This is a genomic window from Pseudomonas sp. NFACC13-1 (assembly GCF_900104425.1).
GTDB lineage: Bacteria > Pseudomonadota > Gammaproteobacteria > Pseudomonadales > Pseudomonadaceae > Aquipseudomonas > Aquipseudomonas fluorescens_AA.
On record NZ_FMXV01000013.1, the window covers coordinates 14,165 to 35,576 of the forward strand.

At 62.3% G+C, this 21,412-nt stretch carries 16 protein-coding genes; 8 read left to right on the top strand and 8 right to left on the bottom strand.

Annotated elements, in window-relative coordinates:
- Positions 1-85 precede the first annotated feature (85 nt).
- The gene (locus BLQ55_RS16890) at positions 86-634 is read left to right on the top strand and encodes a DUF4174 domain-containing protein (RefSeq protein WP_092199211.1); all 549 of its coding nucleotides are present in this window, start codon (positions 86-88) and stop codon (positions 632-634) included.
- 148 nt (positions 635-782) lie between these two features.
- Here the strand turns inward: BLQ55_RS16890 and ampC are convergent, their stop codons facing one another.
- A complete protein-coding gene (gene ampC, locus BLQ55_RS16895) occupies positions 783-1,931 on the bottom strand; it encodes a class C beta-lactamase (RefSeq protein ID WP_092255265.1) in 1,149 nt (382 codons plus the stop codon).
- Between the two features lie 228 nt (positions 1,932-2,159).
- On the opposite strand from ampC, the gene BLQ55_RS16900 reads away from it, so the two are divergent.
- Together BLQ55_RS16900 and BLQ55_RS16905 are read left to right on the top strand one after the other, a co-directional pair.
- Complete coding sequence (locus BLQ55_RS16900; protein ID WP_092199204.1) at positions 2,160-3,038, top strand: Dyp-type peroxidase; 879 nt, start codon at positions 2,160-2,162, stop codon at positions 3,036-3,038.
- Positions 3,039-3,116: 78 nt separating this feature from the next.
- On the top strand, positions 3,117-3,863 hold the full coding sequence (locus tag BLQ55_RS16905; protein WP_092199200.1) for an SDR family oxidoreductase: 747 nt from the start codon (positions 3,117-3,119) through the stop codon (positions 3,861-3,863).
- A gap of 119 nt (positions 3,864-3,982) precedes the next feature.
- Here the strand turns inward: BLQ55_RS16905 and mapR are convergent, their stop codons facing one another.
- The 3 genes from mapR to BLQ55_RS16920 all read right to left on the bottom strand — a co-directional run bounded on the left by mapR (position 3,983) and on the right by BLQ55_RS16920 (position 7,451).
- Positions 3,983-5,392 carry a GntR family transcriptional regulator MpaR gene (gene mapR / locus BLQ55_RS16910; protein WP_092199197.1) on the bottom strand — a complete coding sequence of 470 codons (1,410 nt, stop codon included), beginning with the start codon at positions 5,390-5,392 and terminating at the stop codon, positions 3,983-3,985.
- Positions 5,393-5,493: 101 nt separating this feature from the next.
- Complete coding sequence (gene ccoG, locus BLQ55_RS16915; protein ID WP_092255268.1) at positions 5,494-6,906, bottom strand: cytochrome c oxidase accessory protein CcoG; 1,413 nt, start codon at positions 6,904-6,906, stop codon at positions 5,494-5,496.
- Between the two features lie 308 nt (positions 6,907-7,214).
- Complete coding sequence (locus BLQ55_RS16920; protein WP_092255271.1) at positions 7,215-7,451, bottom strand: DUF3203 family protein; 237 nt, start codon at positions 7,449-7,451, stop codon at positions 7,215-7,217.
- Positions 7,452-7,588: 137 nt separating this feature from the next.
- Here BLQ55_RS16920 and BLQ55_RS16925 point away from each other — a divergent pair, with 137 nt between their 5' ends.
- Positions 7,589-8,095 (top strand): MgtC/SapB family protein, encoded by a 507-nt coding sequence (locus BLQ55_RS16925; protein ID WP_092199188.1) that lies wholly within the window; start codon positions 7,589-7,591, stop codon positions 8,093-8,095.
- Between the two features lie 137 nt (positions 8,096-8,232).
- Here BLQ55_RS16925 and BLQ55_RS32190 read toward each other — a convergent pair whose 3' ends face one another.
- Positions 8,233-8,397: a hypothetical protein gene (locus tag BLQ55_RS32190; protein WP_170847569.1), complete on the bottom strand. Its 165-nt coding sequence runs from the start codon at positions 8,395-8,397 to the stop codon at positions 8,233-8,235.
- A gap of 211 nt (positions 8,398-8,608) precedes the next feature.
- Here BLQ55_RS32190 and BLQ55_RS16930 point away from each other — a divergent pair, with 211 nt between their 5' ends.
- The 3 genes from BLQ55_RS16930 (at position 8,609) to glgB (ending at position 16,365) form a co-directional block, all read left to right on the top strand.
- Entirely contained in the window at positions 8,609-10,606 is a 1,998-nt protein-coding gene (locus tag BLQ55_RS16930) for an alpha-1,4-glucan--maltose-1-phosphate maltosyltransferase (protein ID WP_092199185.1), read from the top strand.
- A gap of 168 nt (positions 10,607-10,774) precedes the next feature.
- On the top strand, positions 10,775-14,119 hold the full coding sequence (gene treS, locus BLQ55_RS16935) for a maltose alpha-D-glucosyltransferase (protein ID WP_092199182.1): 3,345 nt from the start codon (positions 10,775-10,777) through the stop codon (positions 14,117-14,119).
- An 11-nt stretch (positions 14,120-14,130) separates the two neighbouring features.
- Positions 14,131-16,365 carry a 1,4-alpha-glucan branching protein GlgB gene (gene glgB / locus BLQ55_RS16940; protein WP_092255274.1) on the top strand — a complete coding sequence of 745 codons (2,235 nt, stop codon included), beginning with the start codon at positions 14,131-14,133 and terminating at the stop codon, positions 16,363-16,365.
- 157 nt (positions 16,366-16,522) lie between these two features.
- On the opposite strand, the gene gudD is transcribed toward glgB, so the two are convergent.
- Both gudD and BLQ55_RS16950 read right to left on the bottom strand, forming a co-directional pair.
- Positions 16,523-17,866, bottom strand: coding sequence for a glucarate dehydratase (gene gudD / locus BLQ55_RS16945; protein ID WP_092255277.1), 1,344 nt, complete (start codon positions 17,864-17,866; stop codon positions 16,523-16,525).
- 27 nt (positions 17,867-17,893) lie between these two features.
- Entirely contained in the window at positions 17,894-19,240 is a 1,347-nt protein-coding gene (locus tag BLQ55_RS16950) for an MFS transporter (protein ID WP_092199173.1), read from the bottom strand.
- A 336-nt stretch (positions 19,241-19,576) separates the two neighbouring features.
- Between BLQ55_RS16950 and BLQ55_RS16955 the strand changes: the two genes are divergently transcribed.
- The gene (locus BLQ55_RS16955) at positions 19,577-20,290 is read left to right on the top strand and encodes a FadR/GntR family transcriptional regulator (protein ID WP_092199170.1); all 714 of its coding nucleotides are present in this window, start codon (positions 19,577-19,579) and stop codon (positions 20,288-20,290) included.
- 170 nt (positions 20,291-20,460) lie between these two features.
- On the opposite strand, the gene BLQ55_RS16960 is transcribed toward BLQ55_RS16955, so the two are convergent.
- Entirely contained in the window at positions 20,461-21,399 is a 939-nt protein-coding gene (locus BLQ55_RS16960) for an alpha/beta hydrolase (RefSeq protein ID WP_256326594.1), read from the bottom strand.
- Between the last annotated feature and the right edge of the window lie 13 nt (positions 21,400-21,412).

Here is a 21,412-nt window from a genome sequence, read left to right on the forward strand (position 1 = left end):
AGGCAGGCGCAGTATTGAGCGACTCTCGCGGAACAATCGCCGCCCTGTGCAATCAGTACAGCGTAAATATCAAAAGGAGAGGCGCATGCTCATTCGGTCGTTGACCTTCGCTACCTTGCTGGCCATCGCCGGCCCCCTGTTCGCTGCCGATGGCGACTCACCTTTGGTGGCGGATGCAGGCAGGGCACGTCCCCTGATCGTCATCGCGCCCAGCACGGTCGACCCGGCCTGGGTCAGCCTGAAAAAGGCCTTGGATGAGCCGGCGGGCAAACAGGGGTTTTCCGAGCGCAACATGGTGCTCTACACCGTGCTCAATACCATTGGGCAGCGCGATGGCAAGGACCTGGACCCGCAAAGCACCATGGCGCTGATCCGCTCCCTCAAGCTGGGCGCCGGGGCCCAGACCAAGATCATCCTGGTGGGCAAGGACGGGGAAAAGAAGCTTGAACATTCCGGGGCGATCGAATTGAAAGACCTCTTTGACACCGTCGATAAACTCCCCGCCGCGGAAAAAGAAGCGACGCCCCCGGCGCCACCTCCCGCGCCGGAGCCCGCACCGGCCAAGGATGCGAAAGGCACCAAGCCTGGCAAGGCAACCAAGCCGGCGGGGCCGGCGAAGCCGCTGGATGATTGATTTCCAGTAACGACGAGCGAGGGAGCTTGCTCCCGCTGGGTTGCGCTATGTAGGAGCTGAAGAGTGCAACGAGGCTGCGATCTTGTTCCAGGCAATTGAGTCGGAAGCGAATGATCAAAAGATCGCAGCCTTCGGCAGCTCCTACAGGCTATTGGCCACCCATCGCCATCAGGATCCGGTGTGCCGCCTTCACCCGTTCCTCGATCGGATAGTTCCTGTTGGCAAGCAGGACGATTCCCATGTCCTTCCCGGGCACGAACGCTGCGTACGCGCCGAAACCGTTGGTGGATCCGGTCTTGTTGATCCAGGCGCCGTCCGGCGCCGGGCGGGGCGGCTCGAGAGGTTCGGTTTTTTGTGGGGCCAGGGCCATCTGCGGTGTGTTGCCGGCGAGCAGGTCGTCCAAGGTGAACGGGGCGGGGTAGAACTCCCAGCCCAGCCCCTGATTCATTCCGCCAACCTTGTAGAAACCCGTATGCGTCGTGGCGATGGCTTGCTTCAGGCTTGCGTCCAGTTTTTCAGGTCGCAGGTTGGCCTCGACGAAACGAATCAGGTCCGTTGAACTGGTCTTGACCCCGTAGGCTTCGGAATCCAGTGCGCCGGCACCGACTCGCACGGGCTTGCCGTCCTTTGCATAGCCTTGGGCGTATCGGCCCATCTGATCCTGCGGCACCTGCACATAGCTGTGCTTGAGGCCCAGCCCTGGCATCAGCGTGCGTTCCATCACCTCATCAAATGGCTGCCCCAGGCTGCGGGCCGCCAGGTAGCCGAACAGGCCGATGCTCGGGTTTGAATAGAGCCGCTGGGTGCCGGCCGGGTAGAGCGGTTTCCAGTTCTTGTAGTAACTGAACATCCGGTCCGGATGATCCGCCTCGTCGGGAAACTGCAAGGGCAGGCCGCCGGCGGTGTAGGTGGCAAGGTCGAGCAGGCGGGTGCCCTCCATGGCGCTGCCGCGCAGCTCGGGCGCAAAGCGACTGGCCGGATCCGCCAGGGACAGTTTGCCCTGGGCCTGGGCATAGGCGCCGAGGGTGGCGGTGAAGGTCTTGCTGACCGAGCCGATTTCGAAAAGGGTCTGGTCGGTGACCGGCTTTTTCGTGTCCTTGGAGGCCACGCCGTAGTTGAAATAATGGCGTTGACCGTTGTAGGTGATCGCCACGGCCATGCCGGCGATGTCCTGTTGTTTCATCAAGGGCTGGATGACGGCATTGACCGTGTCTTCAATGCGTTCCTGGGCAAAGCTTACGGACGTCCCGCAGACCAGGAAAAAAATCCCGGCGAGTATCGATCTGGCAATTGGCATGGTGCAGCGTTCTCGTTGGCCTTCCTGGAGGGGGCTCAATCTAGGGCGTTTTTGGCGCCCCGGCAATCCGAGGCCATCGGGCCGGGGGGATGTTTCTGAGTTGTCTGACGGGGCCACGGGAACCTTCCCACAAAACGCTCGGGTTGCCCGACGCGACCGGACCTCAAGCCAAACCACACAAAGCGGCAGCCGCCGGGTAAACTCGTGGCTCTTTCTGAAGGAGTTCACATGAGTTACTACCAGCCCGGCATTCTCGCCACCCCTGTTCCGCCTCAGGCCCGTCATTTGTTTTTTGCCCTGGAATCGGTCGAGGCATTGCCGGCTGCGCTAGACAAACTCCTGTTGTTGCTCGATGGCCGGGCCGTGATCGGCTTTGGCGAATCGCTGGTCCAGGCGCTGGGTGCCCAGGTCGCTGGCCTGCGGGCTTTTCCGGCGTTGGCCGGCGTAGGCGTGGACAACCCCTCGACCCAACATGCCCTGTGGTGCTGGCTGCACGGTGAAGACCGCGGCGAGCTGATGCACCGCAGCCGCGCCATCGAAGCGGCGCTGGCCCCGGCGCTGCGCCTGGTGCAGATGAACGAAACTTTCCGCCACATGACCGGCCATGACTTGACCGGCTATGAAGACGGCACCGAAAACCCCCACGACGCAGCGGCCATCGCCGCCGCCCTGGCCCAGGGCGCCGACGGGGTGCGCGGTGGCAGTTTCGCCGCGATCCAGCAGTGGCAACACGACCTGGACGGTTTCGCGGCGATGCAGCCCCATGAGCGCGACAACATCATGGGCCGGCGCCTGAGCGACAACGAAGAAATCGACGACGCGCCGGAATCGGCCCACGTCAAGCGCACCGCCCAGGAAAGCTTTGCCCCGGAGGCATTCGTGGTCCGTCGGTCCATGCCCTGGATCGAAGGCGACCGTGCAGGGCTGATGTTCCTGGCGTTCGGTTTCTCCCTCGATGCCTTCGAGGCCCAATTGCGGCGCATGAGCGGCCTGGAAGACGGCATCACCGACGGCCTGTACCGCATGAGCCGACCGATCACCGGCGGCTATTACTGGTGCCCGCCATTGTTGGACGGACGCCTGGATCTGCGCGCCTTGGCCCGGTAGGCGCAGCGGTTTGTGCAAAGCGTGACGTGAACGCTATCCTTGGGCCGGACGTCTATCCGTGGAATGGGAGAAGCAAGCGTGGATAAAGTCATCGTCATCACCGGTGGCGGCCGCGGAATCGGGGCGGCCACGGCGCTGTTGGCTGCCGAGTTGGGCTATCGGATCTGCATCAACTACCAGTCCGATGAAAGCGCCGCGCAAGAGGTGCTCGAACAGGTCCGGGCCAAGGGCGCACAGGCGATTGCCGTGCGCGCCGATGTGAGCATCGAGGACGAAGTGATCGGCCTGTTCAACCGGGTGGATGCCGAGCTGGGGCGTGTCACGGCATTGGTGAATAATGCCGGGACGGTTGCCCAGAAAGCCCGGCTCGATGAAATGTCCGAATTCCGCATTCTCAAGATTATGAAGACTAACGTGCTGGGCCCGATTCTCTGCGCCAAGCACGCGGTGCTGCGCATGTCGCCCCGGCATGGCGGGCAGGGCGGCAGCATCGTCAACGTTTCGTCCGTGGCCGCTCGCCTGGGCTCCCCCAACGAGTACATCGACTACGCGGCCTCCAAGGGCGCGCTGGACACCTTCACCGTCGGCCTGTCCAAAGAAGTGGCCGGCGAAGGCATTCGCGTCAACGCGGTGCGCCCGGGTTACATCTACACCGATTTCCATGCCCTGAGCGGCGACCCGGACCGGGTCAGCAAACTGGAATCGGCGATTCCCATGGCCCGGGGCGGTCGTCCGGATGAAGTCGCCGAGGCGATTATCTGGCTGCTGTCGGACAAGGCTTCGTATGCGACCGGGACGTTCGTGGACCTGGGCGGTGGGCGCTGAGCCCTGAGCCCTGGGTTGTCTGGCCTGGCCCCATCGCGAGCAAGCTCGCTCCCACAGGGGACGATGTTCCAATGTGGGAGCGAGCTTGCTCGCGATGGCGTCCTTACCGACAATCCCTATCAAAACGACCGAATAATCCGCCCCAGCGTCTCCATGGCTTTTTCCGAGGCCTCGGTCCATGGGCTGCCGTAGTTCAAGCGAATGCAATTCCTGAAACGCCGGGTCGGTGAGAAGATCGGCCCCGGGGCGATGCTGATGCCTTGGGCCAGGGCCATCTGGAACAGTTTCAGCGAATCCATCTGCTCCGGCAGCTCCAGCCACAGGAAGTAGCCGCCCGCCGGCTGGCTGACCCGGGTCTGGGCCGGGAAATAACGGGCGATGGCGCTCAGCATCGCGCTTTGCTGTTCTTCCAGGGCGTAGCGCAGTTTGCGCAGGTGACGGTCGTAGCCGCCGTGCTGCAGGTAGTCGGCGATGGCGGCCTGGGCCGGCATCGAGGCGCATAGCGAGGTCATGAGTTTGAGCCGTTCGATTTTCTGCGCATAGCGCCCGGCGGCGACCCAGCCGATGCGATAGCCCGGGGCCAGGCTCTTGGCGAACGAACCGCAATGCATCACCAGCCCTTCGGTGTCGAACGCCTTGGCGGGTTTGGGGGCCTGCTGGCCGTAATAGAGCTCGGCGTACACGTCATCTTCGATCAACGGCACCTGGTGGCGGCGCAACAGCTCCACCAGGGCCTTTTTCCTTTCCTCGGGCATGGTCGCGCCGAGGGGGTTCTGGAAACTGGTCATGCACCAGCAGGCCTTGATCGGATGGCGTTCGAGGGTCTGTTCCAGCACCTCCAGGTCGATGCCGTCGCGTGGATGGACGGGAATTTCCACGGCCTTGAGCTTGAGTCGTTCCAGCACTTGCAGGCAGGCGTAGAACGCCGGTGCCTCGATCGCCACCAGGTCGCCGGGCTCGGTCACGGCTTGCAGGCACAGGTTCAAGGCTTCCAGGGCACCGTTGGTGACCAGCAGTTCTTCCATGGGCAGCATCAACCCGCCCACCATGTAGCGCAAGGCGATCTGGCGGCGCAATTGTGGATTACCTGGCGACATGTCCGTGACCACTACCCGTGGGTCCATGTCCCGTGTGGCGCTGGACAGCGAGCGCGACAAGCGTTGCAACGGAAACAGCAGCGGGCTGGGGAACGCCGATCCGAACGGTACGGTGGCCGGGTCCTTGATCGAGTCCAGCACCGAAAACACCAGTTCGCTGACGTCCACTTCGGTGGACTCGTGCAGTTGGGTGCTGATGGCCGGCTCGGAAAACGGGCTTGGCGCATGGGTGTTGACGAAATAGCCCGAGCGCGGCCGGGCGCGGATCAGGCCGCGTCGCTCCAGCAGGTAATAGGCCTGGAACACGGTGGACGGGCTGACGCCGTAGGTCTGGCTGGCATAACGCACCGAGGGCACGCGCTGGCCGGGCCCCAGCATGCCGGAGCGGATCAGTTCAGCGATGTCGTCGGCGAATTTTTCATAGCGTTTCATGGCGGGCCCAGTCTTGAGTGACACATGGTTTGCGCTTTTTAAACTGTGGGGAGCCTTGCTCCCACAAGCTCGCTCCCACAGGGCGCCCGGCATCTTAAGCTTCAACGATTCATCGGCGCGACAAAACGGCTCTTGGCCAGGCTGTAGATGCCGGGTTCATCGTTGTCGGCCACCTTGAAGGTCATTTCCTGAGAGCCGCTGCGAGGCCGCTCGCTGAGCATCGCCACCGACACCGGCACATCGACGATTTCCCCTGGCGCCAGGCTCAGTTGGGTCTTGCCTTGGAGGACGAATTCGTCGCCATCCACCAGGGACAGGTGATAGTCCTGGCGTTGCTGGGTCTTGTTGATGATTTTCAGGCTGTAGATGTTCTCGATCTGGCCTGCGCTGTTTTCGCGGAACAGGCCACGGTCCTTGCTGACATCCAGCGACACCATGGGCCGTTGCACCAGGGCCAGGGCCAGCGCGCCGATCATCACCAGCAGCACGGCGGTATAGCCGATCAGCCGAGGCCTGAGCAGGTGAGTCTTGCCCCCCTGCAATTGATGTTCCGAGGTGTATTTGATCAGGCCACGGGCGTAGCCCATCTTGTCCATGATCGAGTCGCAGGCGTCGATGCACGCCGCGCAGCCGATGCATTCCATCTGCAAGCCGTCGCGGATGTCGATGCCGGTGGGGCAGACCTGCACGCACATCTGGCAGTCGATGCAGTCGCCCAGGCCAATATTGGCCGGCTTCACCTCGCGTTTGCGCGGGCCACGGATTTCGCCACGGGCCGTGTCGTAGGAAATGGTCAACGTGTCCTTGTCGAACATCACGCTCTGAAAGCGTGCATAGGGGCACATGTGCATGCACACCGCTTCCCGCAGCCAGCCGGCGTTGAGGTAGGTGGCGGCGGTGAAAAACAGTACCCAGAACAGGCTGACGCCGCCGATCTGCAGGGTCAGCAGCTCTTCGGCCAAGGGACGGATCGGCGTGAAGTAACCCACGAACGTCAGGCCGGTGAGCAGGCTGATGGCCAGCCACAAGCTGTGCTTGGCGCTACGGCGCAACAGTTTGTTCAGGCCCCAGGGGGCCGCTTGCAGCTTGATCCGCTGGTTGCGTTCGCCTTCGGTGATTTTCTCGCACCACATGAACAGCCATGTCCAGGAACTCTGCGGGCAGGTGTAGCCACACCACACGCGACCGGCAAACACGGTGATCGCAAACAGGCCGAAGGCGGCGATGATCAACAGGGCCGACAGCAGGATGAAGTCCTGGGGCCAGAAGGTCGCACCAAAAATATGGAATTTGCTTTCGGAAAGGTCCCAGAGCACCGCCTGGCGGCCACCCCAGTTCAACCACACCGTGCCAAAGAACAGCAGGAACAGAACCCCCGCACCGCTGATGCGCAAGGTGCGGAACAAACCGGTGAAGCTACGGGTGTGGATCAGGTTGTCGGTGGTCCTGGCCTTGATCTTCGTCGGCGCAGGTTCGAACGTCTGTATCAACTGGACGGGGATTCTATCGCTCATGGTCGGTCGCTCATCAGCCTCTATCTGGCCGGCGCACTATGACCATGGAACTGTTTGCATAACAGACTCAGGTGTTTCGATAAAAACCGGATCAGATGCCGCGAAGCCCAGGCGCTGCGACACTTTGATGCATCGGGGGGCGAGCGAACAACACCTTGCTCGCGTTGGGCTCTGTAGGAGCTGGCGAAGCCTGCGATCTTTTGATCTTGATCTTTCGCTTTGGACTCAATGAGGAATGGAAAGATCGCAGCCTCGCTTCGCTCGACAGCTCCTACGCAGTTCGTACAGGTCGCAGTTGGTGGGTGGCGTCAGATCGCCGAGCCGCTGTCGCTGGCCTTCAGGTGCTTGCGCCCGTCGACTGCGCCGGCCACGGTCAGTGCATCGGCCTCGGCTTCGGTGATATAGATCCGGTCGCCATTGACCTCCACGGCTGACATGGCCTTGTCCGGGTCAGTGATGATGACCAACTCGCTGGCGGGGCGCAGCTTGGTTCCGTTGAGGGTTTTGATATGGCAGGTATTGTCTTTGTCGATTCGCTCAAGCATGACGTCGCTCCTTCCTGAATGTCCTGAGTATTAGGTTCCAACCGCTGGCCAGGGTTCGTTGTGGCTGATCAGCGGTCGGGCGCACCTCTGGCTTCGCTTGCGGTCCATCGTCTATCCAATGAGAAAGAGGACGGTCCATGGAAGCCTGGTGGCATGAAGTCTGGATAACCCTGCAGGCGGAATTCGCCGACATCACCGATGCCCAGCAGATGACCCGGGTCACGGTGCGGCTGGTCATGGCCGCGCTGTTGGGCGGCATCCTGGGCTTCGAGCGCGAACACAAGGGCAAGGCTGCCGGCGTGCGGACCCACATGCTCGTGGCACTGGGGGCGGCGTTGTTCGTATTGGTGCCGCAGATGTCCGGGTCCCAGGCCGACGCCATGAGCCGGGTGATACAAGGGGTGGTCGCCGGCATCGGTTTTCTGGGGGCTGGCACGATCCTGAAAAACAACGCCGGCGACGAAGGCCACGTCAAGGGCCTGACCACCGCCGCTGGCCTGTGGATGACCGCGGCCATTGGCGTCGCCGCCGGGCTGGGCCGGGAAGCGACTGCGTTACTCAGTACGGTGTTGGCCCTGGTGATCTTCAGTGTGATGCCGGTCATTGTTCGGGCACTGGAGAAGGGCGACAAGCCATCCGCCTGAACATAAGACCTGTGGGAGCACGCTCGCTCCGAGCGGCGTTCCGATGATGGCGGAGGATCAGCCAGCCACTATGCTGATTGACACTCCGCTATCGCGAGCAAGCTCGCTCCCACAGGGATTGGCACCGAGTCGTTGAATCAAACCCGCTCCGGCGGCGCCTCGCTGGGCGGGTCACCCTTGGGCGGTTGTGGGGTCAGCGGCGGGTCTTTCTCTGGAATCGGTTCCGGATCAGGACCGGGCGGGGGCAAGGTGGGGTCGTCAATGTTCGGATCGGGTGTTTCGGCCGGAATGGGAATATTCATCGGGACGGGTCTCCGTAACGCACATGGCTTGAGTCGTGCTTATGGTTGTTGACCATCCTGTACCGGGTTTGATCCCGGATACATCGAGGGTAAATCCCGCTGAACTTTTAGCCGTCGCCCCGGTTCGGAGTTTAAGTGAGTTTTTTTCAGGGACCCGTTGGGCCTTTACCGCCACAAGCGCGTCCATGGGGCGTAAAAGGAGCGATGCTCGATGACTGCTGAACACCCGTCTGACCTGGCCTATAACCCGCATTTGCCGTTGTCTCAAGCCTTGTTGTTACCGCGTATCGCGATTGAAAACACCATGCCGGTGATCGACGGCGGGCAATTTGCCGCCAAGGCCGTGGCCGGGCAGGACGTGACGGTGACCAGTAAAGTGTTCGCCGACGGTCACGACAAGCTGGCGGTGCGCATTCGCTGGCGTTCGCTGCAGGATGAGCTGTGGAACAGCGAGGTCATGAGCGACCTGGGCAATAACGGCTGGCGCGGCCAGTTCAACGTGCCGGAGCAAGGTCGCTATGTCTTCTGCATCGAGGCCTGGATCGATCAGTTCGCCAGTTTCCGCTACGAGCTGGAGAAGAAATTCGGTGCCGGGGTGCCGATCAGCCTGGAGTTGCAGGAAGGACGCAACCAAGTGCAAATGGCCGTCGAGCGCAGCACAGGGGAACTGAGCGAGCAACTGGCGGCCTTGCACCACGAGCTTTCCGGCCTGTTGCCGACGGAGCAGGTGGCGCTGTTCCTGGCACCGCGCAGTGCCGACCTGATGTCCCTGGCCGATCATCGACCTTACTTGAGCATCAGCCCCGAATATCCATTGGATGTGGAGCGCAAGCTGTCCGAGTTTGCCAGTTGGTATGAGCTGTTTCCCCGCTCGATCACCGACGATCCCCAGCGCCATGGCACGTTCAATGACGTGCATTCGCGCCTGCCGGTAATCCAGGACATGGGGTTCGACGTGCTGTACTTCCCGCCGATCCACCCCATCGGTCGCAGTTTCCGCAAAGGTCCGAACAATTCCCTCACGGCCGGTCCCGACGACCCGGGCAGCCCCTATGCCATCGGCAGCGAGGAGGGCGGGCACGAGGCCATTCACCCGCAATTGGGCAGCCGTGAAGATTTCCGGCGCCTGGTGGCGGCCGCCGCGCAGCACGGCCTGGAGATTGCCCTCGACTTCGCGATCCAGTGTTCCCAGGACCACCCCTGGCTCAAGCAGCACCCGGGCTGGTTCAGCTGGCGGCCGGACGGCACGATCAAATACGCGGAAAACCCGCCGAAGAAATACCAGGACATCGTCAACGTCGATTTCTACGCGGCCGATGCGATTCCCAGCCTGTGGTTGGAACTGCGGGACATCGTGGTGGGCTGGGTCGAGGAAGGCGTGAAGATATTTCGCGTCGACAACCCTCACACCAAGCCACTGCCGTTCTGGCAATGGCTGATCGCCGATGTCCGGGCCCAATACCCCGAAGTGATCTTCCTGGCTGAAGCGTTCACCACCCCGGCCATGATGGCGCGACTGGGCAAGGTCGGTTATTCCCAGAGCTACACCTATTTCACCTGGCGCAACACCAAGGCCGAGCTGGCCACCTACTTCACCGAGCTCAACGAGTCGCCTTGGCGTGAATGCTACCGGCCGAACTTTTTCGTCAACACGCCAGACATCAACCCGGCCTTTCTCCATGAGTCGGGGCGCCCGGGCTTCTTGATCCGCGCAGCCCTGGCAACCATGGGTTCGGGCCTGTGGGGCATGTATTCGGGCTTCGAACTGTGCGAATCGGCCCCGGTACCGGGCAAAGAGGAATACCTCGATTCGGAGAAATACGAGATCCGTCCTCGCGACTTCACCGCGCCGGGCAACATCATTGCCGAGATCGCCCAGCTCAACCGCATCCGCCGACAGAACCCGGCGCTGCATACCCACTTGGGCCTGAAAATCTACAACGCGTGGAACGACAACATTCTCTATTTCGGCAAGCGCACCGCCGACGGCAGCAATTTCATCCTGGTGGCGGTGAGCCTTGATCCGCACAACCCGCAGGAAGCCAGTTTCGAATTGCCGTTGTGGGAAATGGGCCTGCCCGACGACGCCCAGACCCAAGGCGAGGATTTGATGAACGGGCATCGCTGGACCTGGTACGGCAAGTACCAGTTCATGCGCATCGATCCGGCGTACCAGCCGTTCGGGATTTGGCGGATCAGCGTGGCGTGACGCCGTGGGAGCAAGGCTTGCCTGCGCTGAAGAGGGGGCGGGTCCCCTGAGGGGGCGAGGCGCCTGTATCGCGAGCAAGCTTTGCTCCCACAAAGCGCAGGCCTCACCCCATAAAAAGACCGCTCAAGCCTGTATCCCGCGGCTTTAATGAATTATCAGGAGTTGCAAATGGCGAAGAAACCCCGGTCTGCCACCTTCATCAAGGATCCGCTCTGGTACAAGGACGCGGTGATTTACCAGGTCCACGTTAAATCCTATTTCGACTCCAATAACGACGGGATCGGCGATTTCCCCGGCCTGATCGAGAAACTCGACTACATCGCCGACTTGGGCGTCAACACCATCTGGTTGCTGCCGTTCTATCCTTCCCCCCGGCGCGACGACGGTTATGACATCGCCGAATACCGTGGCGTCAGCCCCGACTACGGCACCATGGCCGATGCGCGGCGGTTCATCGCCGAAGCCCATAAGCGCAACCTGCGGGTCATCACCGAGCTGGTCATCAACCACACCTCGGACCAACACCCCTGGTTCCAGCGCGCGCGCAAGGCCAAGCCGGGTTCGAAGGCGCGGGACTTCTATGTCTGGTCCGATGACGACCACAAGTACGACGGCACGCGGATCATCTTCCTCGACACCGAAAAGTCCAACTGGACCTGGGACCCAGTGGCGGGCCAATACTTCTGGCACCGTTTCTACTCCCACCAGCCCGACCTCAACTTCGACAACCCTCAGGTCATCAAGGCCGTGTTGTCGGTGATGCGCTACTGGCTGGACATGGGCATCGACGGCCTGCGCCTGGACGCCATCCCGTACCTGATCGAGCGCGACGGCACCAACAATGAAAACCTGCCCGAGACCCATGACGTCCTGAAACTGATCCGTGCCGAAATCGACGCCAACTATCCTGACCGCATGCTGCTGGCCGAAGCCAACCAGTGGCCGGAAGACACCCAGTTGTACTTCGGTGATGTCGACGCCCAAGGGATGAACGGTGACGAATGCCACATGGCTTTCCACTTCCCGCTGATGCCGCGCATGTACATGGCACTGGCCCAGGAAGACCGTTTCCCGATCACCGACATCCTGCGCCAGACCCCGGAGATCCCCGCCAATTGCCAGTGGGCGATTTTCCTGCGCAACCACGATGAATTGACCCTGGAGATGGTCACCGACAAGGAGCGCGACTACCTGTGGAATTACTACGCGGCCGACCGTCGGGCGCGCATCAACTTGGGGATTCGCCGGCGCCTGGCGCCGCTGGTGGAGAGCGATCGTCGTCGCGTGGAGTTGCTCAACAGCCTGCTGTTGTCGATGCCTGGCACGCCGACGTTGTACTACGGTGATGAAATCGGCATGGGCGACAACATCTACCTGGGCGACCGCGATGGCGTGCGTACGCCGATGCAATGGTCCATCGACCGTAACGGCGGCTTCTCCCGCGCCGACCCGGCCAGCCTGGTGCTGCCGCCGATCATGGATCCGCAGTACGGCTACCAGTCGGTCAACGTCGAGACCCAGGCCGGCGACCCGCATTCGTTGCTCAACTGGACCCGGCGGATGCTGGCGGTGCGCAAGCAGTCCAAGGCCTTTGGCCGGGGCACGCTGAAAATGCTCTCGCCCAGCAACCGCCGGATCCTGGCCTACACCCGCGAATACACCGGCCCCGACGGCAAGCACGAAATCATCCTGTGCGTGGCCAACGTGTCCCGCAGCGCCCAGGCCGCCGAACTGGACCTGTCGGTCTACGCCGGCATGGTTCCGGTGGAGATGCTCGGTGGCAACGCGTTCCCGCCCATCGGCCAGTTGAACTTCCTGCTGACCCTGGCGCCGTACGGTTTCTATTGGTTCGTCCTGGCGGCGGAAAACCAGATGCCGAGCTGGCACGTGGAACCGGCCCAGAGCCTGCCGGACTTCACCACCCTGGTACTGAAAAAACGCCTGGAAGAATTGCTCGAGGCGCCATCGCGCACCACGCTGGAGCAAACCATCCTGCCCAGCTGGTTGCAGAACCGGCGCTGGTTCGCCGGCAAGGACAGTGCGATCGAGAAGGTCGACATTGTCTATGGCGTGCGCTTCGGCGATCCGCAGCGCCCCGTGCTCCTCAGTGAAATCGATGTCACCAGTGGCGGCCAGACCCTGCGTTATCAGTTGCCGTTCGGCTTGCTCGCCGAAGACCAGGTCGGTGCGGCCTTGCCGCAGCAACTGGCCTTGTCGCGGGTACGTCGGGGGCGTCAGGTGGGGTTGATCACCGATGCATTCAGCCTGGAAAGCTTCGTGCGTGCCGTGCTGCACAGCATGCAGACTGCCACGGTGCTGCCACTTGCCGAAGGTGAGTTGCGCTTCGAGCCGACCGAAGGCCTGGCGGCATTGAACCTGGGAGACGAGCCGGAGGTTCGCTACCTGTCCGCTGAACAGTCCAACAGTTCGGTGGTAGTGGGGGGCAGCCTCGTACTCAAGCTGATCCGCAAGGTGGCCTCGGGCGTGCACCCGGAACTGGAAATGAGCGCCTACCTGACCGCCGCGGGTTTCAGCAATATTTCACCGCTGCTGGGTTCGGTGGTTCGCCGCGATGCTGAAGGTGAAGATGCCTTGCTGATGATCGCCCAGGGCTACCTGAGCAATCAGGGCGACGCCTGGGAGTGGACCCAGAACAACCTCGAACGCGCCTTGCGCGATGAGCTGGCGGACGCCGTGTCCGAGCAGGAGCAGCATTACAACGCCTTGGGCGAACTGAAGGATTTCGCCGGCATGCTCGGCCAGCGCCTGGGAGAAATGCACCGGGTACTGGCCCAGGCTACCGACGACCCGGACTTCGCGCCGCAGGCCACCAACGCCAAGGAAGCCCAGGCCATCGGCAAGGACGTGGCCGGCCAGGTGGAAAACGCCTTGCGTCTGCTCAAGCAGAACCAGAGCCAATTGAACCCCGCGGACCAGGCCATGGTCGCACGTTTGTTGGAGCACAGGAAAACCGTCCTGGCCCATGTCCAGGCGTTGGCCGGCAAGGCCGTCGGTGGCTTGCGTATCCGCGTCCATGGCGACCTGCATCTGGGCCAAGTGTTGGTGATCAAGGGCGACGCCTACCTGATCGATTTCGAAGGTGAGCCGGCGCGGCCATTGCATGAACGACGGGGCAAGCACAGCCCGTACAAGGACGTCAGCGGCGTGTTGCGTTCCTTCGATTATGCGGCGGCCATGGCGATCCACTTGAATACCGTCGACAGCACGGCCGATGCCGATGCGGCGCGGCAACGGGTCGCCGAGCGTTATTTGAAAGAGGCCCGCCGGGCATTTGTCGAGGCATATCGGCTGGCGGCAGCTAGTCTTGCCCATGAGTGGAAGGATGCTGAAGGCGAAGACGCCGCGCTGGCGTTGTTCGGCCTGGAGAAGGCGGCCTATGAAGTGGCCTATGAAGCCGAGAATCGCCCCGCCTGGCTGCCCGTGCCGTTGCACGGTCTGGTCGGGTTGTTGAGTGGGCTGCAACCCTTTTCCGACTTAGCCGGACCGATTTAGTGGAGAGAATCATGAGCGTCTCGAACAAAGAACCCCAGGGGCAGGCCAATGAATCCTTGTTGCCGGCCCTCCATGACATCGACGCGCTGGTGCGCGCCGAACATCACGATCCGTTTTCCATCCTGGGTCCCCATGGCGACGGCGCCGGCGGCCAGTTCATCCGCGCCTACCTGCCTGGCGCCTTGAGCGTGCATGTGCTGGCCCGGGAGGGCGGCGAAGAGCTGGGGGAACTGCAACCCACCGAAACCCCGGGATTGTTCGTCGGCCATTTCGATCGCGCCCAGGCGTACTTGCTGCGCACCCGTTGGGCCGGCGGCGAGCAGGTTGCCGAAGACCCGTACAGCTTCGGCCCATTGCTGGGGGAGATGGACCTCTACCTGTTCGCCGAGGGCAATCACCGCGACCTCAGTTCCTGCCTCGGTGCACAACTGACCACCGTCGACGGTGTCGAGGGCGTGCGCTTCGCCGTGTGGGCACCGAATGCACGACGCGTCTCGGTGGTGGGGGACTTCAACGTCTGGGACGGGCGCCGGCATCCGATGCGCATCCGTTATCCATCCGGCGTGTGGGAGATCTTTATCCCGAGGCTTGGCCCCGGTGAAGGTTACAAATATGAAATCCTCGGCGCCCACGGCATCCTGCCCCTCAAGGCCGACCCGGTGGCGCTGGCCACGCAGATGCCGCCGGACACGGCGTCGAAAGTCGCCTCGCCCTTGATGATCGAGTGGCAGGACGACGAGTGGATGCAGAGTCGTCGCGAACGCCAGCTACCGGGCGCGCCCTTGTCGATCTATGAGTTGCATGCCGGCTCCTGGCAGTGCGAAATCGACGAAGCGGGCGAGGTGGCCCGGCAATACAACTGGCATGAAATGGCCGAGCGGCTGATTCCGTATGTCAGGGATCTGGGCTTCACTCACATCGAGCTGATGCCGATCATGGAACACCCGTTCGGCGGCTCCTGGGGCTATCAGCCGCTGTCGCAATTCGCGCCAACGGCACGCTTCGGATCGCCCGACGATTTCGCCGCGTTCGTCAACGCCTGCCACCAGGCCAATATCGGCGTCATCCTCGACTGGGTGCCGGCGCATTTCCCCACCGACACCCACGGCCTGGCCCAGTTCGATGGCACCGCGCTGTACGAATACGGCAACCCGCTGGAGGGTTTCCACCAGGATTGGGACACGCTGATCTACAACCTGGGCCGCACCGAAGTGCACGGTTTCATGCTGGCTTCGGCGTTGCACTGGCTCAAGCATTTCCACGTCGATGGCCTGCGGGTGGATGCCGTGGCCTCGATGTTGTACCGCGACTATTCGCGCAAGGCCGGCGAGTGGGTGCCCAACCGCCACGGCGGTCGGGAAAACCTCGAAGCCATCGATTTCCTCCGGCACCTCAACGATGTGGTGGCGCTGGAAACCCCCGGTGCGCTGGTCATCGCCGAAGAGTCCACCGCGTGGCCGGGGGTCAGCCAGAGTACCCAGCAGGGCGGCCTGGGTTTTGCCTACAAGTGGAACATGGGCTGGATGCACGATTCGCTGCACTACATCCAGCAAGACCCGGTGTACCGCGCCCATCACCATAACGAACTGAGTTTCGGCCTGGTGTATGCCTGGTCCGAACGTTTCGTACTGCCGATTTCCCACGACGAAGTGGTCCATGGCAAACGCTCGCTGATCGACAAGATGCCCGGTGACCGCTGGCAGAAATTCGCCAACCTGAGGGCCTACCTCAGCTTCATGTGGGGCCATCCCGGCAAGAAGCTGTTGTTCATGGGGTGCGAGTTCGGCCAATGGCGCGAGTGGAACCACGACCAGCAGTTGGATTGGTACCTGCTGCAATACCCTGAGCATCGGGGTGTGCAGAAGCTGGTGAGCGATCTGAACCGGCTGTACCGCGAAGAACCGGCGCTGCATGACCAGGATGACGCGCCGCAGGGCTTCCAGTGGCTGATTGGCGACGATGCGCTCAACAGCGTCTACGCCTGGCTGCGCTGGAGCAAGGAGGGGCGGCCGGTGCTGGTGGTCGCCAACTTCACCCCGGTGCCGCGCGAGGCCTACCGGGTCGGCGTGCCGTTCGCCGGGCGTTGGGTGGAATTGCTCAACAGCGACGCCGACACCTACGCCGGTTCCAACTACGGCAACGGCGGCGGCGCCTTCACCGAAGAGGTGCCCAGCCATGGCCAGGCCCTGTCGCTGGAACTGAACCTGCCGCCGTTGGCGGTGTTGATCATGCGGCCGGAGGGTTAGGTTTTACAAAAGCCTGAAGGCGAACGATGACGGTGGCGCTCATGAATCCCAATGTGGGAGCGAGCTTGCTCGCGATAGCGGAGTGTCAGTCGACAGCAATGTGGCTGACCCACCGCCATCGCGAGCAAGCTCGCTCTCACAAGGGATATCGGTCGCTTTAACGAACCAGGCACGGCTGCTTGTTGTTGAACGTCCAGCCCGGAATCAGGAACTGCATCGCCACCGCATCGTCCCGCGCCCCCAGGCCCATGCCTTTGTACAACTCATGGGCCTTGGCCAATTGGTCGAGGTCTAGCTCGATCCCCAACCCCGGCTTTTTCGGCACCTGTACGCAGCCGCCCTGGATCTGCAAGGGCGCCTTGGTCAGTCGCTGGCCGTCCTGCCAGATCCAGTGGGTGTCGATGGCGGTGATGTCGCCCGGTGCCGCGGCGGCCACGTGGGTGAACATTGCCAGGGAAATGTCGAAGTGGTTGTTGGAGTGCGAGCCCCAGGTCAGGCCCCACTCGTTGCACATCTGCGCCACCCGCACGGAACCCTGCATGGTCCAGAAGTGCGGGTCGGCCAGGGGAATGTCCACGGACTGCAAGGTGATGGCGTGACCCATCTCGCGCCAGTCGGTGGCGATCATGTTGGTCGCAGTCTTGAGGCCCGTGGCGCGGCGGAATTCGGCCATGACCTCGCGCCCCGAATAGCCGTTCTCGGCACCGCAAGGGTCTTCGGCATAGGCCAGCACGTTGTGTTGGTCACGGCACAAACGGATCGCTTCCTTGAGTGACCAGGCGCCGTTCGGGTCCAGGGTGATGCGTGCCTGGGGAAAACGTTCGGCCAATGCCGTGACCGCTTCGATTTCTGCGTCGCCTTGGAGCACGCCGCCCTTGAGCTTGAAGTCCTGGAAGCCATAGTGGGCCTGGGCCGCTTCGGCCAGGCGGACCACGGCGTCGGCGTCCAGGGCCTTTTCGTGGCGCACGCGGAACCAGTCGTTGTCGGCGTCCGGTTCGCTGCGATAGGCCAGGTCGGTCTGCTGGCGATCACCGACATAAAACAGGTAGCCGAGCATCTTCACTTCGTCGCGCTGCTGGCCTTCGCCGAGCAGGGCGGCGACCGGTACGTCCAGGTGTTGGCCGAGTAGATCCAGCAGCGCCGCTTCCAGGCCAGTGACCGCGTGGATGGTGATGCGCAGGTCGAAGGTCTGCAGGCCACGGCCGCCGGCATCACGGTCGGCGAAGGCCTGGCGGACCGTGTTGAGGATCTTCTGGTACGTGCCGATGGGGCTGCCGACCACCAGCGAGCGGGCGTCTTCGAGGGTCTGGCGAATGCGCTCGCCGCCGGGCACTTCGCCTACGCCGGTGTGGCCGGCGTTGTCCTTGAGAATGACGATATTGCGGGTGAAGAACGGACCATGGGCGCCGCTGAGGTTCAGCAGCATGCCGTCATGGCCGGCCACGGGCACGACCTGCATGCTGGTGATGATCGGGGCTTTGCGGGTTTCAGGAATACTCATCTGTACTTATCCTTGGCAATCGAATGATCAGAGGTGGCTGGTGGCCGGATCGGACGGCGTCGTCACGGCTTTGGGCTTGGGCGTGTTGCGTGCGGCAAACACGATGATCGCGGCAATGATCGAGGTGGCCGCCAGGCCATAGAGGCCGCCCTGGATCGAGCCGGTGTGCTCTTCCAGCAGGCCGAACGTAGTCGGGGCGACGAACCCGCCGAGGTTGCCCACCGAGTTGATCAGGGCAATCACCCCGGCGGCGATCCGGGCGTCCAGGTAAGCCTGGGGAATCGGCCAGAACAGCGACGATGCCGATTTGAAACCCAGGGCGGCGAAGCAGATGGCGACGAAGGCGAAAATCGGTCCGCCGGTGGTGGACATGAACATCCCGGCCGCCGCGATCAACAGGGCTGCGGCGACCCAGGCCTGCTGGAATTTCCACTTGGCCGACAGCGAGGCGAAGGCGTACATGCCGACGATGGACAGCAACCACGGGATCGAATTGAACAGCCCGACCTGAATGTCGCTCAGTTCGCCCATTTTCTTGATGATGCTCGGCAGCCAGAACGTGGCGGCATAGATCGTCAATTGAATGAAGAAGTAGATCAGGCAAAACAGGATGATCTGGCGGTCCTTGAGCAACTGACCGATGGACAGTTTGATCGGCGAGGCAGCTTCCCGTGCCCGTTGTTCATCGTCGATGGCCTTGACCAGCACATCCTGTTCTTCACGGCTCAGCCATTTGGCGTCATGGGGCTTGGAGTCCAGCCAGAACCAGACGAAGACGCACAGGCAGACGGAAAACATCCCTTCGATGAAGTACATCCACTGCCAGCCGTGCATGCCCAGGCCGTTGATTTGCAGCAGCAGCCCCGACAGCGGGCCGGAGATCAGCGACGCAATGGCCGAGCCGCTGAGGAAGATGGCGATGGCTTTGCCACGCTCGACGCCGGGCAGCCAGCGGGTGAAATAGTAGATCACCCCAGGGAAGAACCCGGCTTCGGCCACGCCCAGCAAAAAGCGCAGGATGTAGAAGTGGGTTTCGTTCTGGATGAAGGCCATGGCCGCCGCCACCAGGCCCCAGGTGAGCATGATGCGGGTCAGCCAGATGCGAGCGCCGATGCGTTGCAGGAGGATATTGGACGGGACTTCGAACAGCGCGTAGCCGACAAAGAACAGGCCGGCGCCTAAGCCGTAGGCGGCGGCACCGATCCCCAGGTCGTGCTCCATGTGGGCACGGACGAAGCCGATGTTCACGCGGTCGATGTAGTTGACGATAAACATGATGACGAACAGCGGCAGGATGTGGCGCTTGACCTTGGAAATGGCCGACAGCAGCACCGGATCCGCGCCGGCATTCGCCTTGGGGCTGGATGTGTTCACTGGTTTTTCTCCCACTCGTTATTTTTATGCGGGGCATCGTGCAAGTGCCGATGTTGATAGACATCATACAACTTGATTTTTTTGGATGACAAGCGGTTTTTCAGCATCATTGGATTAGGTGAATGGCGTTTTTATGCCGTATTTGTTGGGGGTGTCCGGCTATTGTGATTTTATCCAGCGTCTGTCGGGCTTGCGCGAAGCCGTTTTTTGAAGGGGTGATTTTTGCTCTGATGGGCTGATCTTGAGTGTTGTCATACAAGTTGATGGCTTGACGATGAGATTTCCGACGTAGGCTGGTGATACGATCAGTCAGCCTGTTTTCGAGGAACCCCGGCGATGCCGCAAGACACCGACGCGCCCCTGCGCAAGCGTACCCATAACCTGGCCCATGACCTGGTGACGAAGCTGAGCCAGAGCATCTTGCTGGGGCAGTTGAAACCGGGTGAGAAGCTGCCATCGGAAGGTGCCATCGTGCAGGCCCATGGCGTCAGCCGGACGGTGGTGCGCGAGGCGATTTCCAAGTTGCAGGCTTCGGGGCTGGTAGAGACCCGCCACGGCATCGGCACCTTCGTGCTGGCGCAAACCGGCGAGCCAGGGTTGCGCCTGAATGTCGACACCGCCGCGGGGGTGCGGGCGATCCTGGAACTGCGCCTGGGCCTGGAGACCCAGGCCGTCGCCTTGGCGGCCCAGCGCCGCAGCGAACCCCAGTTGCAGCAGATGCGCCAGGCGCTGGATGACTATCAGCGGTTGTCCAACAACAACGACAGCTGTGTCGAAGCCGACCGGCGTTTCCATCTGCTCATCGCCGAAGCCACGGACAACGCCTGTTTTGTCGAAATCATGCAGCACCTGGGCAGTGCGATGATTCCCCGGACCCGCGTGAACGTGGCCGAGCGCGGCCAGGCCGATCTCAGCAAGCTGGCGCAGTTGGCCAACCTTGAGCACGAGGCGATCTTCAACGCGATCAAGCGCCAGGACCCGGACGCCGCCCGCGCCGCCATGTGGCTGCACCTGACCAACAGCCGTGATCGGTTTGGCGCGGGATCCTGACGGTTCATCGTCGCCTGACCCACTGCCATCGCGAGCAAGCTCGCTCCCACCGTTTTTTTCGAGGTGTTCTCAACGGTGGGAGCGAGCTTGCTCGCGATGGCGGCGGCACACCCAACATTCCATCACTGACCCACCGCTTCCCACAGCAGAGGCGTGGATATTTCCGTGGGTCAGCCCGCTTTGGCCGGGCCGGTGGGGGCGTTTCCGGCCATGGGGGCGGGGGCGCTTTTCATCAGGGCATCCAACGCCTGCCGGTAGTTTTTGCCCGCCAGGCTCATGCTGTTGTTATGCGTCGCCCCGGGCACCAGCAGCAGGCGCTTGGGTTCCCGGGCGGCGTTGAACAGTTGCTCACTGAAGCGTGGCGGCACGTAGCCGTCGGCGGCGCCATGGACAATCAGCAGCGGCATGTTGATCTCGCCGATCTTGTCGATGGAGTCGAACTTCTGCGACAGCAACCAGCGCACCGGCAGGGATGTATTCGCCATCGCGGTGGCGACATCGCCCAGGGAGGTGAACGTGGATTCGATCACCAGGCCCCGGACCTGGGCTTTGCCATCTTTCGCTGCCTGCTGACCGAGCTGCGCAGCGAGATCCACCGCGACGGCGCCGCCCAAGGAATGACCATAGATCAGCCGCAGGCTTGGGTCCGGTTGCAGCGCTTCGAGATGCTCCCAGGCGATGCGCGCATCTTCATAGACACTCGCTTCCGATGGCAGATCTCCCTGGCTTTTGCCAAAGCCCCGGTAGTCGATGGCCAGCACCGAATAGCCCAGCGCCCGCAGTTGCTGGATACGAAACAACTGGCCAGTCAAATTCCAGCGCACACCGTGCAAATATAGGATGGCCGGTGCATTCTTGCGTTCGGCCGGCCACCACCAGCCGTGGATGTTTTCCCCGGCCTTGAAGCTTTTTGGCTTGAGATCGAACTCCTGCACGCCGCTGGGCAGCCCACTGAACCAGCTCGCCGTCCCCGGTTCGATGCGAAAGACCAGTTCACGCTCCTTATGCTGCAACACGGCACAACCCACCGGCAGGCCGACCATCAATGCGCCCATGCACAGCCAGGCCAACCAGCGGCGTTTCAGGCCGGAAAGTAAGAGTGAAGACATCGATGCCCTTCGC